Source organism: Microbacterium sp. F2, assembly GCF_052274505.1.
Taxonomy (GTDB): Bacteria; Actinomycetota; Actinomycetes; order Actinomycetales; family Microbacteriaceae; genus Microbacterium.
In genome coordinates this window covers 475536-489873 of the sequence record NZ_JBNVBV010000001.1, presented here as the reverse complement: position 1 = coordinate 489873, position 14338 = coordinate 475536, and the positions used below count along the sequence as shown (strand labels likewise).

Here is a 14338-nt window from a genome sequence, read left to right as displayed (position 1 = left end):
GGCGAGTCGCCGGGTGGCCGCGTGGACAACTCCCTCAGGATTCACGGACCTACGCGGTCGGTAGCACATGAGAACGAGCCTGCCGAGACGCCGCCAAACCCGATACCCGAGTCTGCGCGATCGCGCCGGATGTCACAAGCCGGTTCGGGCATTGCGGCCTCCGCCCCGACCCCGCGACTGGCAGGGAGCGGGTCCGGTGCTTGTGGAAGTCGACTGTCAGGCGCGGGAGGGGACGCCGAGTTCGGCCAGCAGGTTCAGCACGCGGCGCTCGATCTCGTCGCGCACCGGCCGCATCCCGTCCGGGGTCCAGCCCGCGGGATCGGGTAGCGTCCATTCCTCGTACCGCTTGCCGGGGAAGATCGGGCAGGCGTCGCCGCAGCCCATCGTGATCACCGCGTCCGCCGCCCGCACGATCTCGTCGGTCCAGGGCTTGGGGAACTCGCCGGCGATGTCGATGCCCCGTTCGGCCATGACCTGAACGGCGACCGGGTTGATCTGCTCGCCGGGCTCGGAGCCGCCGGACCAGCCGATCGCCCGGTCGCCGGCGTGGTGCTGGAAGAAGCCGAGGGCCATCTGCGAGCGGCCGGCGTTGTGGACGCACAGGAACAGCACGGTCGGCGTGCCCGTCAGGTGCATCCCGTCGACCTTGGCGAGCGCGCGCAGCCGCTGCCGGGCGAACTTCTCGGTCAGCAGCGGCAGATAGGTCGGCACCGTCGCACGGGCGGCGAGGTCGGTGTAGGAGGCGTGCAGGAAACGGTCGATCGTCTCCCGCCCGAAGGTGCCCTCGAACTCCCGCGTCAGGCGCTCGGCGCTGGTGGCGAGGCCCGCTTCCTGGTCGATGGTGATCGTCGCGTGGCGCTCGTGCTCGTCTGGCATCGTCGTCATCCCTTCGTCGTGGTCAGCCGGGGCGCGAGGCTCTGGATGCGGGCGGCGATGTCCTCGAACGCCGCGTCGAAGGCGGCGTCCGTCCCGTCGCGCACCGGGTCCGGCACCGACCAGTGCACGCAGCCGGCGTCGCCGAGTTCTTCGTGCGCGGTGTCGCACACGGTCACCACGAAATCGTCCGCGCCGAGCACGTCGTCCAGCGCGCGCGGGGCGCGGGCTCGCAGGGTGAGGCCGTGTCGGTCCGCGGCGGCGATCGCGCCCGGCTCGATCTGCGCGGCCGGGTGCGTGCCGGCCGAGGCCACCGGGATATCGCTGCTGCCGTGCCAGAGCGCAGCGGCGAGCTGGGATCGGGCCGAGTTGCCGGTGCAGACGAACACCACCCGCCGCACCCCGAGCATCGGGGAAGGGGTGAGGCCGTCGAGCGCGCCGGGCGCGAGGTGGAGGTAGGTGCGGCGCCGGTCGGCCTCCGACCGCGTCCGCACGATCAGCCCTGCCTGTTCGAGCTGGTTCAGGTGATGGGCGAGCAGGCTCGATGAGACACCCAGCTCGCCTTGCAGCTCGACCGGGGCGACATCGCCCAGGGTGAGCAGGTCCACGATCCGCAGCCGCACAGGATCGGCCAGCGCCGCATACCGCGCGACCCGACCCGCAAGGCAAGTTTCCTCAATGTTCATTACCTCAAGTTTGACTGAGCGAACCGGATTCGTCAAGATGGGCAGCGATGAACACCACCACGACCGAGGCCGTCCCGCTGTGGCGGCGTGCTGCCGCTGAGCTGCTGGGCGCCGGCCTGCTGGTGACGGTCGTGGTCGGTTCCGGCATCGCCGCCTCGCGTCTCTCGCCCGGCGATGTGGGCTTGCAGCTCCTGGAGAACTCGATCGCCACCGCGCTCGGCCTGACCGTCCTCATCCTGATCTTCCAGCCCGTCTCCGGCGCGCACCTGAACCCGGTCGTCACCCTCGCCGACCGCGCCCTCGGCGCACGGCACGGCGGCGGCGAGATCGCCGTCTACGCTGGCGCTCAGATCGTCGGCGGCATCGGTGGGGCGCTGCTGGCGAACCTCATGTTCGCCGTGCCGGCCGCGCTGTCGGTGACCGACCGGGCGGCACCGGGGCAGGTGCTCGGCGAGGTCGTCGCCACCGCCGGGCTGATCCTCACGATCTTCGCCCTGGCTCGCACCGGCCGCGCGGCGCTGGTCGCCCCGGCGGTCGGTGCCTACATCGGCGCCGCGTACTGGTTCACCTCGTCCACCTCGTTCGCCAACCCCGCCGTGACCATCGGCCGGATCTTCACCGACACCTTCGCCGGCATCGCCCCGACCTCCGCGCTGTGGTTCCTCGCCGCCCAGGTCGTCGGCGCGGTCGTCGGCGTCGGGCTTGTGTTCCTGCTGTTCCCGAATCGAAAGGCCCAGCCATGACCCATCTGATCGCCATCGGCGGCTCCGACGCCGGTATCTCCGCCGCGCTCCGTGCCCGCGAACTCGACCCGACCACCGACGTGACGGTGGTGGTGGCGGACGAGTACCCGAACTTCTCCATCTGCGGCATCCCCTACTACTTCACTGGCGAGGTCGCCCCGTGGCAGTCGCTCGCGCACCGCACGAGCGCTGACTTGGAGGCCACCGGGATGCGGCTGCGGCTCAACACTTTCGCCACGGGCATCGACGTCGCCGGGCAGCGGCTCACTGTCCGCACCCCGGACGGCATCTTCGAGGATCTGGCCTACGACGAGCTGATCGTCGGCACCGGCGCGCTCCCGTCCCACGCCGGCATCGCCGGCCTCGATGCGCTGACCCCGGAGGACGGGGTGCATGTCATTCATTCGATGGGTGACACTTTCGCCCTCGACCACGACCTCACTACCCGGCAGCCGCAGTCTGCGATCATCGTCGGCGCCGGCTACGTCGGCCTGGAGATGGCCGAAGCCTTCATCACCCGCGGGATGCAGGTCACCCAGCTCCAGCGCGGACCCGAAGTGCTCTCCACCCTCGACCCCGAGCTCGGCGCCCTCGTCCGCGACGAACTCACGACGCATGGCGTCGAGGTCGTCACCGGCTCGACCGTGACCGGGATCGAGAAGACCCCGGTCGGGCTCACCGTCACCGGCACCCGCGACGGGCAGCCCTTCGCACAGACCGCGGACCTCGTGCTCGTGGTCGTCGGGGTGCGGCCGAACACCGAGCTGCTCGAGCAGGCCGGAGCGAGCCTCGGCGCGGGCCGCGCCGTCGTGGTCGATGAGCACATGCGCACCGGGCTCCCGCACGTCTGGGCCGCCGGCGACGGCATCATCACGCATCACCGCCTCCTCGGCGCGACCTATCTGCCGCTGGGGACGACCTCGCACAAGCAGGGCCGCATCGCAGGAGAGAATGCTCTCGGCGGCGACCGAGCCTTCGCGGGGTCGGTCGGCACCCAGGTCGTCAAGGTCTTCGACCTCGTCGCCGCCCGAACCGGCCTGCGCGACCACGAGGCGATCGCCGCCGGCTACGCGGCAGCAACGATCACCGCGGCCGCGGACGACCACAAGCGGTACTACCCCGGTGCCCACCCGATCCACTTCCGCATCACCGGGGACACCGGCGACGGGCGTCTGCTCGGCGCGCAGCTCGTCGGGCGGCGCGGCACCGAGGTCGCCAAGCGGGTCGACACCTTCGCCACCGCCCTCTATGCCGGGTTGACCATCGGGCAGTTCGATGACCTCGACCTCTCCTACACCCCGCCGCTCGGCTCTCCGTGGGATGCCGTGCAGCTCGCGGCGCAGGCGTGGTCGGCCGCGAATGCCAGGGTGCTGGTCTAGTGAGCGTCAAGTGACTGGGGCAGACTGAGCGCGATGAGCCTTTCCCCCTCGACCGGCGGGCGCCGCCACCCCGGCACGGTCGGAGAGGTGTTCCTCGTGTTCCTGCGCCTGGGACTGACCTCCTTCGGCGGCCCGGTCGCGCACCTGGGGTACTTCCGCGAGGCGTTCGTGGAGCGGCGCAAGTGGCTGGGCGACCGCGCCTACGCGGACCTGGTGGCGCTGTGCCAGTTCCTGCCCGGCCCCGCATCCAGTCAGGTCGGCATGGCGATCGGGCTGCAGCGCGCAGGGTTCGGCGGGCTGCTGGCGGCGTGGGCGGCGTTCACCCTGCCGTCGGCGATCCTGCTGGTCGCGTTCGCCTACGGGGTCACGGCGCTCGGTGACCTGTCCGGCGCCGGATGGATTCACGGGGTGAAGGCCGCCGCGGTCGCGGTCGTCGCCCACGCCGTGCTGGGCATGGCGAGAACCCTCACCCCGGACGCGAAGCGGGCCACGATCGCCGTGGCGGGCATGATCGTCGTCCTGCTCGTCCCGAGCGCGTTCGCACAGGTCGCCGTGATCGCCGCCGCGGGAGTCGTCGGGCTGGTGTGGCTGCGCCCGCAGGCCGCCACGGCATCGGAGTCGGAGCCATTCGTCGTGCGGGTGCCTCGCTGGGCCGCGATCGGGAGCCTGGCCTTTTTCGTGATCCTGCTCGCGGGCCTCCCCCTGCTCGTGTCCGCCACTGAGAACGGGGCGGTACGCTTATTCGACGTGTTCTACCGGGCTGGGGCACTCGTGTTCGGCGGCGGTCACGTCGTGCTGCCGCTGCTGGAGGCCGGGACCGTGCAGACCGGCCTCGTCGACCACGACGTGTTCCTCGCCGGCTACGGTGCCGCGCAGGCGGTCCCCGGTCCCTTGTTCACCTTCGCCGCCTACCTCGGCGCCGCGACTACCAGCCCGCCGTCCGGGCTGCTCGGCGCCGCGATCGCGCTGGTCGCGATCTTCCTCCCCGCGACACTGCTCGTGGTCGGGGTGCTGCCGTTCTGGGACCGGCTGCGTCGCGCTCCACTCGCGCAGCGGGCGCTCATGGGCGTGAACGCCGGCGTGGTGGGGATCCTCGCCGCAGCGCTCTACACGCCGGTGTTCACCGAAGGGGTCACATCGGTCGCGGCCCTCGGGATCGCCGCCGCCGGGTTCGTCGCCCTGACCTCGTGGAAGGCGCCGGCGTGGGCGGTCGTCATCGCCGCGGGCCTCATCGGCTGGGCCGTACTGTGAGCAAGGGGTGAGTCCGCGCCGCCTCAGCCGACGACCGTGCCGAACAGGGAGCCGACCAGGAAGGTCGCTCCCAGGGCGAGCGCACCGCCGATCACCAGGCGCACCACGGCCCGCCACCGATGAGAGCCGCCGATCCAGGCCGCGACGTATCCGGTGACCGCCAGGGCGAGGAGCACGGCAACGAAGGTCCACACGATGCGCGCCGGGTGCGGCAGCAGCAGGATCGTCAGCAGCGGCAGCACGGCGCCGATCGTGAACGCGATCAGCGAGGCGAAGGCGGCGTGCCAGGGGCTGACGACGTCCTCCTGGTCGATGTTCAGCTCGAGCGCCAGGTGGGCCTTGAGCGCGTCGCGCTCGGTCAGCTCCGTCGCCACCAGGCGGGCGGTTCCGGGGGTGAGGCCCTGCTCCTCGTAGAGCCCGACCAGCTCCTCGAGCTCGACCTCGGGATCCTCCTCCAGCTCGCGCCGCTCCTTCTGGATGAGAGCCCGCTCGCTGTCCCGCTGGCTGGACACCGAGACGTACTCGCCGAGCGCCATTGAGATAGCCCCGCCGACCAGGGCCGCGGCCCCCGCCAGCAACACTGGCGTGACCTCCGCTGTCGCTCCGGCGACACCGACGACGACCGCCGCCGTGGACACGATCCCGTCGTTCGCTCCCAGCACTCCTGCGCGCAGCCAGTTGAGTCGCTGCGCGAGCCCCGTTGCGTGAGGCTCGCCGGAATGCCGGTATGGAGGGGATTGCGTCGTCACGGCTCCTCACGGTAGTTCGGTAGTTCTCCTGCCGCCAGGAAGGAGAGGCAACCCTGCACCTCGGCTCTTCGCCCGCAGATTCCAGTCGTGGTGCTCGGGTTTCAGAGCGTCACACGCGGTGCGAGTCGGACTCCGTGTCGGATCGGCGTGACGGCGGCGGTGCGGCAGCGGGGAGTCCGCTCGGCGGGCCGCCCAGCGCGCGGAGCGCGTAGAGGATCGTGGCGAGGTCCACGAGCTCCTGCGTGAGAGCGCCGGCGACGGCGGGGATGGCGCCCGTCATGGCGATGACCATGAGGACCACGCTGAGACCGATGCCGAGCCATATCGCCGTCAGCGCGACGCGAAGCGTGTGCCGCCCGATCGACACGGCGTCGACCACCTTGCTGAGCGAGTCGACAAGGATCACCACGTCAGCGGCATCGCCGGCCGCGGTCGCGCCTTTCGCGCCCATCGCAACGCCGATGTCGGAGGCGGCCAGCACCGGGGCGTCGTTCACCCCGTCGCCGACCATCATCACGGGTCGTGGATGCAGGTCGGCCGCGAGATGAACCTTCTCTGGCGGAAGGAGCTCGGCATGCACCTCGTCGATCCCGGTCTGCCGCGCGATCGATTCGGCTGTCGCACGAGTGTCTCCCGTGAGCATGACGATCCGTTCGACACCGTTCGCGCGCAGCCACGACACCACCGCGACGGACTCCGGGCGGGGATCGTCGGCGAGCACGAGGACGCCGGCGAACCGGCCGTCGATGGCGACGTAGGCCGCGGCCTCGCCCGTCGTCAGGTCTGCGCGCACCGTGTCGGCCGCCACTGACGCGACGTAGGAGGGCTTCCCCACGACGACCGTTCGCCCCCCGATCACCGCGGTCACACCATTCGTGGCGACCTCACTGGCCTCCTCGGCCGCGAGAAGGTCGATGCCGCGCTCGACCGCGGCCCGGCGGATGCTGTCTGCGAGCACATGCGACGAGTACTGTTCAGCAGACGCGGCGAGCTGCAGCAGTTCGCCCGCCTCGAAGCCGCCGACAGGGCGAACGTCAACGAGGGTCGGCTGGCCCTGCGTCAGCGTTCCGGTCTTGTCGAAGGCCGCGGACTGCACTCGGGCGAGCTGTTCTACGACACCTCCGCCCTTCATGATCACGCCGGCCTTCGCGGCCCGCGAGAGCCCGCCGAGGAACGCGACCGGTGCAGCGATCAGCAGCGGGCACGGCGTCGCTAGCACCAGCACCTCAGCGAAGCGCGTCGGATCGCCCGATACCGCCCACGCTATGCCGGCCAGGGCGAGCGAGACGGCCGTGAAGGGGATCGCAAACCGATCCGCGAGCCGCACGACGGGCGCACGCGAGTCCTCCGCGGCACGCACGAGCGCGACGATCTGCTGGTACTGACTGTCCGCGCTGCGCCGCACCGCCCGGATCCGCACCGCCCGGTTCCCGTTGATAGCGCCGGAGAGCACGTCGCTGCCCGCCTCACGAGTCACCGGCAGACTCTCCCCAGTGAGCGACGATTCGTCGAACGTGCCGCTCTCGGTGAGCAGGATGCCGTCGACCGGCACGATCTCGCCCGGCCGCACCAGCAGCACATCATCGATCCCTACGTGCTCGACCGCGACATCCTGCACCTCGTCCGAGTCCGACGCATGCTCGTGAGTGAGAACATGCGCGGTGCGCGGCGATCGGTCCAGCAGCGCGGTGAGGTCGCGCCTGGCCCGCCGGGCGGCGAAGTCCTCCAACGCTTCACCGCCGGAGAGCATCAAAACGATGATGAGCGACGCGATGTACTCGCCCACGGCGAGGGTTGCGACCATCGCCACCACCGCGAGGATGTCGAGCCCGACATGCCCGCGAAGCACATCACGCACCATCCGAACCAGCGTCCACACGACGAACGCTCCGACGTAGGCCGTCGCCGTCCACCGTCCCACCGCATCCGCTCCGACGGCGTGGAGGACCACGACCGCGGCGAGCACCACGACGGTGACCGAGATGATCGGGTATCGCCACAGCGGCCGCAGCAAGCGCATACGTCTCAGCCTTGTCGACTGCTGCACTCGCCGCTAGCTGTACTGCCCAGGGAGGTTGTTTGATCTGGCTTCCCTGATGTGACGAGAACCTCCCGGCAGAGTGGAGCTGCTACCGCATCCGCTCTGAACCAGGAGGTTCTCGTGTCTCACGCTAACGCGGCGCTCACCCCGCGCCAAAGGCTCCGTCTTGCACAGAAGATCGTCGACGAGGAGTGGACGGTCGCCGCGGCGGCGGACTACTTCCGTGTCTCCTGGCCCACCGCCGCGAAATGGGCGCGACGCTACGTCGAGCTCGGTGAAGCGGGGATGGCCGACCGGTCCTCGCGCCCGCATGCGCATCCGAACAAGACCCCGACGCACCGTGTGAAGAAGATCGTGCACCTGCGGATCCGCAAGCGCCTGGGGCCGGTCCAGATCGCCGACCGCGTCGGGATGCCGGCCTCGACCGTCCACGCGGTGCTGAAACGGTGTCGACTGAACCGGCTCTCGCATGTCGATGTGAAGACCGGGGAACCCGCCCGCCGGTACGAGCACGACAAGCCCGGCGCGCTGATCCATGTCGACGTGAAGAAGCTCGGCAACATCCCCGACGGCGGCGGCTGGCGCTACGTCGGACGGTCCCAAGGCGACCGCAACCGAGCAGTCACGGCCAAGCGCACCGGAAAGCGAGGCATCGCCGGCGACATGGTCACCGGCACCGCCTACGTCCACACCGTCATCGACGACCACTCCCGCGTCGCTTACGCCGAGATCCACGACGACGAACGCGCCGAGACCGCGATCGGCGTCCTGCAACGGGCCGTGTCCTGGTTCGCCGACCGCGGCGTCCGCGTCGAACGGGTCCTCTCGGACAACGGCCCCGCCTACCGCTCCCACGCCTGGCGACGCGTCTGCGCCGAGCTCGCCATCACACCCAAGCGCACACGTCCTTACCGTCCGCAGACGAACGGGAAGATCGAGCGATTCCATCGCACTATGGCCGACGGTTGGGCCTACGTGAAGCACTACAACAGCGAATCAGCCCGCCGCGCAGCCCTGCCCGCCTGGCTGCACTTCTACAATCACCACAGGCCCCACACTGCGATCGGGAAGCTCCCGCCCATCAGCCGGATCTCAAACAACCTGCCTGGGCAGTACAGCTAGGCTGGCGGAATGCCGGTCATCCTCCCCTTCGACGGGCACGAGCCCGACATCTCCGCCGACGCCTGGGTCGCCCCGAACGCGTCCGTGATCGGCAAGGTGCGCATCGCTGCAGATGCCAACGTCTGGTTCGGCGCGGTGCTGCGCGGCGACATCGACGAGATCGTGCTCGGCGAACGCAGCAACCTCCAAGACAACGCGGTGATCCACACCGAGGCGGGCAACCCGACGATCATCGGCGCCGACGTCAGCATCGGCCACGCCGCCGTCGTGCACGGCTGCGTCGTCGAAGACGGATGCCTCATCGGCATGAACGCGACCGTGCTGAACGGCGCCGTCATCGGCGCGAACTCGCTCGTCGCCGCGGGGGCGGTGGTGCTCGAGGGAACCGTCGTTCCGCCGCGATCGCTCGTCGCGGGCATCCCCGGCAAGGTGCGGCGGGAGCTCACCGACGAGGAGGTCGCCGGGCTGCTCGGCAACTCCGCGCGCTATGTGCCGCGGTCGAAGATCTACCGCGCGGCCGAGGTCTAGAAGACCGCCGCGAGGTCACCACCAGAACCTCGCCCACCCCGAACCTCCGTCATCGATCCCCGGATGCCCGGGCGCATCCAATCCGGCGACCTCGCGCACCAGGGCGGCCAGCCTCGCGGGCTGCTCGTATGTGACGAAGTGCCGGGAGCCTTCGATGGTGCGAGTCTCGTAGCCCAGCCGCCGCAGCTCTCTCGCAACATGGTGCCTGGGCGCAGCCGACCGAGACCCCGTCGTGACCACGCATCGGGGTCCCCCGACCGGTCGACGTCGAGGCTGAAAGCTGCGGAACATGGCGATCTCCTTCGCCGTCGTCGCGTCGACGTCTCCGTGGTCATCGAGCAGGTCGACCGACCACCTCCTGCCATAGAGCGCCTTACCCACCGCTGTCGTCCCGCCACGGCGAAAGGCCTCGGCGGTCGGGGAGAGAAGGTCCGGCACCAGGTTCCCCGCCGCCGGCTCATGGAGGACGAATCCATGGCACGCGGCACCCATGCCCGCGAGCGCGAGACCGAGGGTTGCCCCGCCTGACATCCCCACGATGACCGCGCCCGCCGCATACTCGGCCAGCCACTCGATCTCGTCCTCCAACCGACCGGTCTTCGGGCGACGAAGCGCCCGGAGCTGTGGAATCAAGCGCTTCAGAGGATCCCAGACGGCAGGTGAGGCCGCGACCCCGTGAACCGCGAGGATCGGGACGTCGTCAGCTGGCATCGGCCGCCCTGTTGAGATCATCGGCCGCCGCGGCCATATACGAGCGCCACCCGCCGTACGCGGTGATGTCACGCGCTCCCTCGAGCGCCGTCGGATCGCAGACGAATCCGTGGACGGCGGTGCCGTCGTCGAGCTCGAGCGTGCCGATCGCCAACGGTGCACTCACACCGCGGAGAAAGGACCCGACGGTAGCAGTCGGAAGCCGATAGACCTCGACCTCGATACGAGCGCCTTCTCGTAGATCGGTCACCAGCCCGGGACGTCGCGGCTCGTCGCCGGGGAGCGCGTAGAGCCGGTACCGGGGTGCGGTCATCGTGCGCCGGCTCAGGAGCCCGCCGCGATCGGTGATTTGGTGATGAAGTCCGAACCCCTCGAGATGGGCGCCGACGACGGCGACCTCCATCAGCGAGTCCTGGTCGACCGCATCCGCGAGCGCCGACGCCAGCCCTGCGAGTTCCTGGTCGGCACCGGAAGGCCCATGAAGGGTGACACCGAAGGGGACGTGCGCCGCCGTACTCCCCGCCGGGACCGCGATGGCGCACATGTCGAGCAGGTTGGTAAAGGTCGTGTAGGTACCCAATTGCGCGTTGAGTTCGACGGGGTCAGCGCGCATCTGCTCGACCGTGTAGGTCTTCGTCACCGTGGGAGTGAGCAGAGCATCGACCGAACGGAGGATGTCATCCGCCTCCCGCCGCAACTCCCACACGCGGTGCATACTCGACCAGACCTGTGCGGCCGACATCGCACCGGCGCCCGCCAAGATCTGGCGCACGACCGGGTCGACGTCGTCTCGGTCCTCCTCGAGCGCGACCGAGACGGCGGTCGCGCGCTCAGCAAGCCACGCACCGCCATACAGGTGACGACCTGCCTCGAGAAGCGGGGTGTAGTCGATCTCAACCAGTTCGGCTCCGGCTCGGACGAGGTCGGCACGGACCCGACTCCACGCGTCCTCCTCGCCACGCTCGCCCCATCCGGCGACAACCTCAGGCACGCCCAGGCGGACTCCGGCGAGCGAGACCGAAGCAACCCGGGCGGAAGGAACCGGGAGCGGGCGCGACCAGGGGTCCTGATCATCGAAGCCGGCGATCACCTGAGCCACGATGGCTGCGTCGGCAACCGAGTTCGCCATCACCGAAACGCAATCGAGCGACCGGCACGCCGGCACGACACCGCGAGTGCTGACAAGGCCCACACTCGGCTTGAGACCGACGACCCCGTTCAACGCCGCGGGAACGCGCCCGGACCCCGCGGTATCGGTCGCCAGAGAAAACGCAACCAGGCCCGCCGCAACAGCTACCGCGGATCCTGATGACGACCCGCCGGAGATGAGGGAGCTATCGTGGGCCGAGGAGGGCGTCCCGTAAGGAGAACGGGTACCGTTCAGACCGGTAGCGAACTGGTCCAGGTTGGTCTTGCCGACGAGGATCGCGCCTGCCGCGATCAGGTCGCGAACCACGGGTGCCGACTGCTGGGGGCTGTAGGCGAAAGACGGGCACGCCGCCGTCGTCGCCCACCCCTCGACGTCCATGTTGTCTTTGACCGCGAAGGGGATGCCCCAGAGCGGAAGACGATCGCGATCGGCAGGATCGAGTGCTTCAGCATCTCGGACGAGTCGATCGGAGACCGAGATCCAGACTCCGTCACGTCCTCGCGCATCGATCGCAGCCAGAGTGCGCTCCGCCACATCGCGAGGTGTGCAGGTTCCCCGCCGGTACGCGGAGTGGAGGCGGGCGATCTCCATGCGAGGAGAGATCACCGCGCGGATCCCTTACCGAACGCGTCATCCAGCGCCGACGACTCCGCGACCGCACCGAAAACACCCCCCTGCATGGTGATCATCTTCAGCGCCGCCTCGTAGTTTCCGTGATCGGTGGCGCCTGTGCAGTCACTGAGCAGAAGGCACTCGTAGCCGCGATCGTTCGCCTCCCGCATCGTCGTGTGCACGCAGACGTCGGTTGTGATCCCCGTCAGAATCAGATGAGTGATCCCCCGAGTGCGCAAGATCACGTCGAGATCGGTTCCGTAGAACGCCCCCTTGCCAGGCTTGTCGATGACGATCTCGCCCACGAGAGGTGCCACTTCGGGCACAATCTGCCACCCGGGTTCCCCGCGTACGAGGATGCGTCCTCCCGGTCCTGACGACCCGATCTCGGCACCGATCTGCTGCGAGCGCCAGAGTTTGTTGGGCGGGCAGTCCGAGAGATCCGCCCGATGACCCTCGCGAGTATGGATCACCTGGAGGCCTGCCGCGCGAGCGGAACCGAGGATCCGCGCTGTGGGCGCGAGTCCGCGTCGGGTGAGTGTGAGGTCGTACCCCATGCGGTCGACGTAGCCACCGACCCCGCAGAAGTCCACCTGCCAGTCGATACACAGGAGCGCGGTCGACTGGGCGGAGAACGTTCCGTCGAACGGCCACGCGTACGGTGTGGCCGCTACCGGCCCGAATCTGCTCGTCATCGCCTCGTCTCACCTCCGCCCGTGGGTTCCTGCCACACCACCGTCACCGGACCTCCTCCAGGTGGCCCTTGGTTCTCGGCGCCTCCGGAGACGTAGATCGATGTGCGCCCGAACACCCCCGCTAGAAGGCCTCCTACGGCCGCGCGCGCGTGTCGTGTCGACGAGAGGTCGGTGTCGGTGAGCATCGTGTGCCGTAACCCTCGGATCCGCCCGTCCGGACTCGCCTCGGCCTTCGCGAAGACCTGCACGATGGTGCCGCCGGCGGCTCGGATGCGATCGCGGAGCGCGACGATCTCCTCCACGTCGATCGCGTCGTGCATGACCACCGTCTCAGCGTTCAGCTGTCCGCCGGGGTCGAGTCGAGACCCGAACGCCAGCACGAGGCACCGGTCGAGCTCGATACCGGCGGAAGCCGAAGCGACCGCCGACCAGACAGAAGGATCGCCTGCGAGGCCTTGGTCCGCTTCGACTCCGCCGATCTCTCCGCACGCGAGCGCGACGCCCAGCGAGCTAGCCGCTCGGGATCGCGCCATCGATAGGTAGGGATCATCCGTCACGGCCCCGCCTCTCGCTGACACGATCTGCTCGGTCGTCAGCAAAGGGCATTTCACGAGCACCATGTGGGCGTTGCGTGGATCAAAGCCTCCGTTGCGGCACGCTTCGAGCGTCGCCGCAGCGACCGCGTCGACCTGCTCTCGGCGCCCGAGCCCTTCGACAGATAACCGAGGGGTCTGCGCGAACCCCGCCGCAAGTCGCCCGTTGCCTGATGTCGAACCCTCCGAAACCACGGTGACATGCGGGCTGAGGACTCCCTCAGTGCCGCCCGACATGACGGTCAACGCCGGTTCCGAGAGCCCCTCGGTCCAGGCGCGAGTCGCGAGAGCCCGGCTGAAGTCGTTAACGCCGCCGTTCCCCTCCGTCTTTCCGATGACGGCAAGGACCCTTCGCCCGAACACCCTGTCGACCGGGGCGTCGTCGGGGGCAGCAACCGGCACGACCGTCAGATCGACATACATCAGCGCGTCCGGTCGTCGGCCGGGAGCGATTCCGCACCCAGCGCGGCGAGGACGGAGTCCGATGAAGCGACAGCCGCGAACAAGCCGCCCTGCATCGTGAGGATCTCGATCGTCTGCAAGTGCCGGGCGCGATCGGTCGCGGCCGTGCAATCCGACAGCACGAGTACCTCGAACCCGCGATCGTTGGCCTCCCTGATTGTGGTCGACACGCAGACATCGGTGGTCAACCCCGTAATCAGCAGATCGGTAATCCCCGCCATGCGCAGAATGTGCTCGAGGTCGGTGGCGTAGAACGCACCTTTGCCGGGCTTGTCGATGACCGTCTCACCCGCAAGCGGGGCCAACTCGGGGATGATCTCCCACCCAGCCTCGCCTCGAATCAGCACGCGTCCCAGAGGCCCGACGGACCCGATCTCGACCCCCTGACTGGCGGAACGCCACCTCTTGGTGTCGGGCAGATCAGAGAGATCGGGGCGGTGCCCTTCTCGCGTGTGGATCACCGTCAGCCCGAGTTCGCGCGCCCGCCCAAGCACTCTTTGGGTGGGTTCTATCGCCGCACGGGTCAGGCTGATGTCATAGCCCAGCGAATCAATGAATCCACCGCTGCCGCAGAAGTCGACCTGCCAGTCGATGCAGAGCAGAGCCGTGCGCGTGAGATCGAGTTGACCGTGCCACGGCCAGGCATAGGGATCCGCCTGGATCGCCTGCGGTGTTGTCGTGGTCACTATGACTCCCTTGCTCACCTCGATCGTATACGACCTACCGGAGAGGGCCGGCGTCGG

14 protein-coding genes are annotated in these 14338 nt (G+C 69.2%); 5 read left to right on the top strand and 9 right to left on the bottom strand.

What is annotated here, in order from left to right; genetic code table 11:
- Nucleotides 1-216: 216 nt before the first annotated feature.
- Nucleotides 217-876 (bottom strand): arsenate reductase ArsC, encoded by a 660-nt coding sequence (locus ACQVDU_RS02445; RefSeq protein WP_228178110.1) that lies wholly within the window; start codon nucleotides 874-876, stop codon nucleotides 217-219.
- A gap of 5 nt (nucleotides 877-881) precedes the next feature.
- Complete coding sequence (locus ACQVDU_RS02440) at nucleotides 882-1559, bottom strand: arsenate reductase/protein-tyrosine-phosphatase family protein (protein ID WP_195694251.1); 678 nt, start codon at nucleotides 1557-1559, stop codon at nucleotides 882-884.
- A 47-nt stretch (nucleotides 1560-1606) separates the two neighbouring features.
- Between ACQVDU_RS02440 and ACQVDU_RS02435 the strand changes: the two genes are divergently transcribed.
- The 3 genes from ACQVDU_RS02435 to chrA are packed head-to-tail and all read left to right on the top strand — an operon-like array spanning nucleotide 1607 to nucleotide 4932.
- The gene (locus ACQVDU_RS02435) at nucleotides 1607-2302 is read left to right on the top strand and encodes an aquaporin (RefSeq protein WP_195691660.1); all 696 of its coding nucleotides are present in this window, start codon (nucleotides 1607-1609) and stop codon (nucleotides 2300-2302) included.
- Complete coding sequence (locus ACQVDU_RS02430; protein ID WP_195691661.1) at nucleotides 2299-3681, top strand: FAD-dependent oxidoreductase; 1383 nt, start codon at nucleotides 2299-2301, stop codon at nucleotides 3679-3681. The genes ACQVDU_RS02435 and ACQVDU_RS02430 overlap by 4 nt, the downstream gene beginning before the upstream one ends.
- A 33-nt stretch (nucleotides 3682-3714) precedes the next feature.
- Nucleotides 3715-4932 (top strand): chromate efflux transporter, encoded by a 1218-nt coding sequence (gene chrA, locus ACQVDU_RS02425; protein WP_195691662.1) that lies wholly within the window; start codon nucleotides 3715-3717, stop codon nucleotides 4930-4932.
- A gap of 23 nt (nucleotides 4933-4955) precedes the next feature.
- On the opposite strand, the gene ACQVDU_RS02420 is transcribed toward chrA, so the two are convergent.
- Both ACQVDU_RS02420 and ACQVDU_RS02415 read right to left on the bottom strand, forming a co-directional pair.
- Nucleotides 4956-5681, bottom strand: a complete 726-nt coding sequence (locus tag ACQVDU_RS02420) for a VIT1/CCC1 transporter family protein (protein WP_195691663.1) — start codon at nucleotides 5679-5681, stop codon at nucleotides 4956-4958.
- Between the two features lie 109 nt (nucleotides 5682-5790).
- A complete protein-coding gene (locus tag ACQVDU_RS02415) occupies nucleotides 5791-7701 on the bottom strand; it encodes a heavy metal translocating P-type ATPase (protein WP_195691664.1) in 1911 nt (636 codons plus the stop codon).
- A gap of 141 nt (nucleotides 7702-7842) precedes the next feature.
- Between ACQVDU_RS02415 and ACQVDU_RS02410 the strand changes: the two genes are divergently transcribed.
- Nucleotides 7843-8844 (top strand): IS481 family transposase, encoded by a 1002-nt coding sequence (locus ACQVDU_RS02410; RefSeq protein WP_195691665.1) that lies wholly within the window; start codon nucleotides 7843-7845, stop codon nucleotides 8842-8844.
- A gap of 9 nt (nucleotides 8845-8853) precedes the next feature.
- Nucleotides 8854-9372, top strand: a complete 519-nt coding sequence (locus ACQVDU_RS02405) for a gamma carbonic anhydrase family protein (RefSeq protein WP_228178109.1) — start codon at nucleotides 8854-8856, stop codon at nucleotides 9370-9372.
- Nucleotides 9373-9387: 15 nt separating this feature from the next.
- Here ACQVDU_RS02405 and ACQVDU_RS02400 read toward each other — a convergent pair whose 3' ends face one another.
- Genes ACQVDU_RS02400 through biuH (ACQVDU_RS02380) form a run of 5 tightly spaced genes read right to left on the bottom strand, consistent with a single transcriptional unit; the run spans nucleotide 9388 to nucleotide 14281 of the window.
- Entirely contained in the window at nucleotides 9388-10083 is a 696-nt protein-coding gene (locus ACQVDU_RS02400) for an alpha/beta fold hydrolase (protein WP_195691666.1), read from the bottom strand.
- On the bottom strand, nucleotides 10073-11839 hold the full coding sequence (atzF, locus tag ACQVDU_RS02395) for an allophanate hydrolase (RefSeq protein WP_286932984.1): 1767 nt from the start codon (nucleotides 11837-11839) through the stop codon (nucleotides 10073-10075). Before atzF ends, ACQVDU_RS02400 begins: the two co-directional genes overlap by 11 nt.
- Nucleotides 11836-12540, bottom strand: a complete 705-nt coding sequence (biuH, locus tag ACQVDU_RS02390; RefSeq protein ID WP_228178108.1) for a biuret amidohydrolase — start codon at nucleotides 12538-12540, stop codon at nucleotides 11836-11838. The genes atzF and biuH (ACQVDU_RS02390) overlap by 4 nt, the downstream gene beginning before the upstream one ends.
- Nucleotides 12537-13556, bottom strand: coding sequence for a ring-opening amidohydrolase (locus tag ACQVDU_RS02385; protein ID WP_195691667.1), 1020 nt, complete (start codon nucleotides 13554-13556; stop codon nucleotides 12537-12539). The genes biuH (ACQVDU_RS02390) and ACQVDU_RS02385 overlap by 4 nt, the downstream gene beginning before the upstream one ends.
- Nucleotides 13556-14281: a biuret amidohydrolase gene (biuH, locus tag ACQVDU_RS02380; RefSeq protein ID WP_195691668.1), complete on the bottom strand. Its 726-nt coding sequence runs from the start codon at nucleotides 14279-14281 to the stop codon at nucleotides 13556-13558. The genes ACQVDU_RS02385 and biuH (ACQVDU_RS02380) overlap by 1 nt, the downstream gene beginning before the upstream one ends.
- Between the last annotated feature and the right edge of the window lie 57 nt (nucleotides 14282-14338).